Annotated in this window: 6 protein-coding genes; 3 read left to right on the top strand and 3 right to left on the bottom strand. The window is 65.0% G+C overall.

Translation table 11 applies throughout. From position 1 onward, the window contains the following. Together B3T59_RS00085 and holA are read left to right on the top strand one after the other, a co-directional pair. A partial coding sequence (locus tag B3T59_RS00085) for a ComEC/Rec2 family competence protein (RefSeq protein WP_287001196.1) occupies window positions 1-823 on the top strand: 823 nt, incomplete at its 5' end. Between the two features lie 50 nt (window positions 824-873). Continuing rightward, entirely contained in the window at window positions 874-1,848 is a 975-nt protein-coding gene (holA, locus tag B3T59_RS00080) for a DNA polymerase III subunit delta (RefSeq protein WP_064863095.1), read from the top strand. Between the two features lie 218 nt (window positions 1,849-2,066). Here the strand turns inward: holA and rpsT are convergent, their stop codons facing one another. Then, complete coding sequence (rpsT, locus tag B3T59_RS00075; protein ID WP_005205136.1) at window positions 2,067-2,327, bottom strand: 30S ribosomal protein S20; 261 nt, start codon at window positions 2,325-2,327, stop codon at window positions 2,067-2,069. 250 nt (window positions 2,328-2,577) lie between these two features. On the opposite strand from rpsT, the gene B3T59_RS00070 reads away from it, so the two are divergent. Next, window positions 2,578-3,711 carry a hypothetical protein gene (locus B3T59_RS00070; RefSeq protein WP_064863021.1) on the top strand — a complete coding sequence of 378 codons (1,134 nt, stop codon included), beginning with the start codon at window positions 2,578-2,580 and terminating at the stop codon, window positions 3,709-3,711. 14 nt (window positions 3,712-3,725) lie between these two features. Here the strand turns inward: B3T59_RS00070 and B3T59_RS00065 are convergent, their stop codons facing one another. Then, window positions 3,726-4,109 carry a hypothetical protein gene (locus tag B3T59_RS00065; RefSeq protein ID WP_064863020.1) on the bottom strand — a complete coding sequence of 128 codons (384 nt, stop codon included), beginning with the start codon at window positions 4,107-4,109 and terminating at the stop codon, window positions 3,726-3,728. Further along, the gene (locus B3T59_RS00060; RefSeq protein ID WP_287001195.1) at window positions 4,106-4,777 is read right to left on the bottom strand and encodes a hypothetical protein; all 672 of its coding nucleotides are present in this window, start codon (window positions 4,775-4,777) and stop codon (window positions 4,106-4,108) included. The genes B3T59_RS00065 and B3T59_RS00060 overlap by 4 nt, the downstream gene beginning before the upstream one ends. Window positions 4,778-5,051 lie beyond the last annotated feature (274 nt).

Genomic DNA, 5,051 nt, shown 5'->3' with positions numbered 1-5,051 from the left:
CCCCTATACGACAATGAGGGGTGCCAATTTCGCGCTGACCTGCGGTGCAGCGATTGCGTTGATCAGGTTGATCGGCGGGTCACCGAAGGTGGCGGCTGTCAGCGGGGTGATCGTCATCGTCGGATTCGTCGTCCTGGTACGGCCGTCGCCGAGTGTGCTGCGCGCGGCGATGATGGGCGGAGTCGGTCTGCTCGCGTTGTTGTCGACGCGACGTGCGCGCGCGGTGCCCGCGCTCGGTGTCGCCGTGATCGGGGGACTCCTGTGGTGGCCGGAGCTTGCGAGCGCGCCGGGGTTCGCGTTGTCGGTCGTGGCGACAGCCGGACTCGTGCTGATCGCGCCGTCGATCCGAGACATGCTGCGCGAGTGGAGAATCCCGCCTGTCGCGGCCGAGGTGCTGGCTATCGCCATCGCTGCGCAGGTCGTGACGGCGCCGCTGATCGCGATGATCAGCGGGACGTTCAACGTGGTCTCCATTCTGGCCAACGTCGTCGTGGCGCCGGTCGTCGGAGTGATCAGTGTGGTGGGAACACTCGCCGCATTGATCGGGCTCGCCGGAGAGGTGGGGGCTGTGGTTGCCCAAGTGTTACTGCGCGCGATGTCGCCGGAGCTGTGGTGGATGATCACCGTGGCGCGGGTGCTCGGTGGATTGAGTTGGGCGGCAATCGAAATACCTGACGGGCTTGCCGGGATGGTGCTCGTCATGGCGTTCACGGTCCTGGGTGCGGCGTTGGTGAATCGACGCTCGATCGGGTGGGTGCGGCGTCGTACGCACAGGCGGCGGAACGAGACGCACGGTCGGCGGAGGGACGGGTGCGACCGGTAGTAGGGAAGGTGTCCGGTGCGTCGTCGGGGTTGTCGGGGCGTTCTGGCACCATGAGTGGCGTGACCGATCGCCTGCATCTGCTCCTCGGAGACGACGACTTCCTCACCGGACGTGTGATCTCGGGTGTGACGAGCGAGCTGTCCCACCACGCAGGCGCCGACATCCCGGTGACGCGTGTGCGCGCGGGCGACGTCAGCGAATACGAACTGGCCGAGTTGTTGAGTCCGTCGTTGTTTGCCGAAGACCGCGTCGTTGTCGTCGAGTCGGCGGCAGAGGCGGGTAAGGAGCCCGCAGCGCTGATCACGCGGGCGGCTCGTGAGCTTCCCGACGGCATCACGCTGATGGTGATCCACACCGGCGGCGGCCGGACGAAGTCGATGGTGGGCGAACTCCGCAAGGCCGGTGCCGTCGAACACGACTGCACTGCGCCGCGCTGGCCGTCGGAACGAATGGACTTCGTCCGCAAGGAGTTTCGTGAGCTCGGCGTGAAGGTCAGCGCCGACGTCGTCGAGCAGGTTGTCGAGGGGGTCGGTGCGGAGCTTCGTGAGCTTGCCGCGGCGTGCAGTCAGCTCGTTGCCGACACCGGCGGGAAGATCGACCGCGACGCGGTGCGCGTCTACTACCAGGGGCGCCCGGAGGTCACGGGATTCGAGGTCGCCGACAAAGCCGTCACCGGTGATCGGGCCGGAGCGCTCGAGTCCTTGGCGTGGGCGGTGCACCACGGGGTGCCGCGAGTACTGCTGGCTGATGCGCTCGCCGAGGCGGTGCACGCGATAGCTCGCGTACGCGGAATCGGCTCGATGGATCAGTACGCGGCTGCGTCGGAGTTGGGCATGCCGCCGTCGCGTGTCAAGAAGGTGCAGTCGCAGGCACGGGCATGGGATTCGCCGTCGATCGCGCAGGCCGTCGTGGTGGTTGCCGGACTCAACGGAGATGTAAAGGGACAGGCCGCCGACGCAGACTATGCGCTTCTGCATGCGGTCGACGCTGTTGCATCGTTGCGCCCGACGTCGCGTCGGCGCTGAAGCGTGCTGGGCTGAGTTCGCAGGACTGAACCGCTCAGAAGCCGGAGCGTGCGCGACGACGCAACTCACCCCGGCGACCGCGTGGAAGTCGCCGGGGTGAGTTGTCTCGACAGGGGAACGGTCGGCGCTGCGATCCGGCGTGCTCCCGTGTGCACGGGGCGCGTCGCGGGTGCGCGCTCTGACTCGTTCAGCTCCGGCTGACGCCGGAGAGTGCTACCTCAGAGCTTGTTGACGGCCACAGCGATGGCCGACTTCTTGTTGGCTGCCTGATTGGCGTGGATGACGCCCTTGCTGGCGGCCTTGTCGAGCTTGCGGCTTGCCGACTGTCCGAGCTCGGCGGCCTTGTCCTTGTCGCCGGCGTCAACAGCTTCGCGGAAGCTGCGGATCGCGGTGCGCAGCGAAGAGCGCACGGACTGGTTGCGCTGCCGACGGATCTCGTTGGTGCGGTTGCGCTTGACCTGGGACTTGATGTTTGCCACGCGTGTGTACCTATCAGTTGTTGGTGATTGCTGTTGCTGGGTGTTCCTGAGCAGGTCAAACGGGTGGACAGCACGTGTCCGCCGTCGACTCTGCGACAGCGGTCTACTTTACCAGCCGGAAACAGGGGCCCCAAATCCGCAGGCGTTTGCTCGCGCTCGATCGTGCGTCTCCCACCGATCTGCTGTGAATACTCACAGCATGTGTCGAGCTCGCGGATGTGTGCGTGAGCACAACTAAACTCGACCCATCATGTCAGTTGTCTTCATTCACGTCGGATTACCCAAGACGGGCACCACCCATCTCCAGGATCGCCTGTGGTGGAACCGCGACCTCGCTTTTCGTCACTCCGGGCTGCTCTACCCGGGAAACGAGATGGCGGATCACTTTCACGCCGCAACCCACCTACAGCCCAGTCGGTATCTCGACTGGGTCGACCCGGCCTTCGCCGGAAGGTGGTCGACGATGGTCTCGCAGATGCGTGCTTGGCCGGGGACGTCGCTGGTGTCGCACGAGTTGTTCGCGACGGCGCGCGAGGAACAGATCGAGTCGATGGTGAACGACCTGTCCTTCGCCGACGAAGTCCACGTGGTCGTGACCGTTCGTGATCTGGCCCGCCAACTGCCCTCGGTGTGGCAGGAGAACGTCAAGAACCAGCGTCTGGCATCGTTCGACGACTTCGTGACGTCGGTGCGGCGGCACGCGCCACGTCGAACGGGGTCGTGGGGTGGCGACATGGAGGAGGAGCCCTTCTGGGAGTTCCAGGACTACGTGGGCATCCTCGGACGGTGGGCCAAGTTCGTCGGGCCGGAACGGGCTCACCTGGTCACCGTGGCGAAGCCGGGAACGAACGCATCGTCGTTGTGGGACAGATTTCTGTCCGTGCTCGACGTCGATCCGACGCCGATGACCATCGACGTTCCCAACAACAACACGTCACTCTCGGCGGCGCAGGCCGAGCTGCTGCGACGGCTGAACTCGCGCCTACAGCCCGACGACATCGAGTGGGATCGGTACGAGCGCGTCGTCAAAGGTCACATCATCGCCAAGGTCTTGTTCGCACAGACCGGCGGCACTCCACGGGGGCTGTCCAGCGAACAGCGTGCGTGGGCGGCCGACGAAGCCGAGACGATGATCGAGGCTGTGCGCGTGGCGGGGTATCCCGTGACCGGTAATCTCGGGGATCTTTCGGTGAGCACGATGGCAGGCGACGACGCCCAGCCGCCGACAGTGGACCAGATTCTCGACGCCTCGCTCGACGCGATTGCAGGAATCGCGCAGACGATGCCCTATCCCGAGACCGCGGCTCGATTGCAGACGCGCGCAGCGAATATCGCGCGTCGAGTCGGTCGTCGCCTGGTGTCGGCACGGCACCGGCTCGGCTAGCCACCGGCTAGCAGCTAGCCCTCGTCTTCGCTCAGATGTGGATTTCTAGCGAGGTGCGCTCGCAGCTCGCGTAGCAACTCCGAGCGCACGTACGATGCAACCTCTGCTCGGCGTTCTGGGCTGATTCCAAAAATCTGAGCGTCGACACTGCGTTGGCATTCGTCGTCGAGTGCGATGGCCAGCCGACGCTTGTACTCGACCTGGCGTGCTATTTCGTCGGTACAGAGAACGTCTAGGTCGCGAGTCTGGGTAGGCACGGGTGCGCTCGCGGGGCGTGCGCGCAGTGCAGCGGCCTGTGCGCGCAGGCGTTCGTCGAGAGCCGCGTCGTTCCGTTTACGTTCCGCGAGCATGTCGGGTGTCACGAACCGGGCGAAGGGCTCATCGGACGCGGAGGTCATAGGTCACCGGTTGTGGTGGTGGGCCAGCCGGGGGTGGGTGTGTGGCCGCGGTTGATGGGGGTGTCTGTGCAGAGGTCGTGCTTGGGCGTGGTGAAGTCGACGTCGTATTGCGTTGCGTACCAGCCGCCGAAGACGTTGTCTGGAGGGGCGTTTCGCGGTCCGCGTTGATTGGCGGGTGGGGGCGTGCCGTGGTGGTGGTAGGTGAGCCACTCGATGTCGACGTTGAGTGATTCCTCGTTGAGGGGGTTGACACTTTCGCGGCGGCAGACGGTGGCGATGTAGGTGTCGGGGCCGGTGTTGTCGAGTCGGATGATGGTGTGTGAGGAGAATCCGGTGTAGGCAGGTGTGGGAAAAGAATCGTAGTAACGGGAATGGTGTGGAACGTGGTCGGCGTCGGTGAAACCGGGGTAGGAACCAGCGGCGGCGCGACCACTGAGCACCGCTACGTCCTGGGCTTCGATGAAGGCGCGGATGAAGGTGCCGTCGGCGCTGATGAGATCGACTGCCGGGGTGGGGTTCCAGTGATCGGTCCATTGGACGTTGGCGGGGCGTTGGTAGCCGGGGTCACGCGACGGCGATATCGGGGTGGTTGCCGGTTGTGTTGTGGTGCAGGCGGTCAGGGCTATCAGCAGGCTGGCGCCAGTCAGGAGTGTGGCTGAGCGGGTCATAGTCACCGGTCGTGGTGGTGGGCCAGCCGGGGGTGGGTGTGTGGCCGCGGTCGATGGGGGTGTCTGCGCAGACGTCGTGCTTGGGCGTGGTGTAGTCGAAGTCGTGTTTCGTGGCATACCATCCGCCGAAGACGTTGTTGGAAGGCGCGTTTCGCGGTCCGTGTTGATTGGAAGGTGGCGACGCACCCTGGTGGTGGTAGGTGAGCCACTCGATATCGACACTGAGTGATTCCTTGTTGAGCGGATTGACACTTGGGCCTGGTGCACGGATAGG

Source organism: Gordonia sp. UBA7860, from assembly GCF_002500165.1.
GTDB classification, from domain to species: domain Bacteria; phylum Actinomycetota; class Actinomycetes; order Mycobacteriales; family Mycobacteriaceae; genus Gordonia; species Gordonia sputi.
Note: the sequence above shows the minus strand (reverse complement) of the source record. Positions and strands in the feature narration are given on the sequence as shown.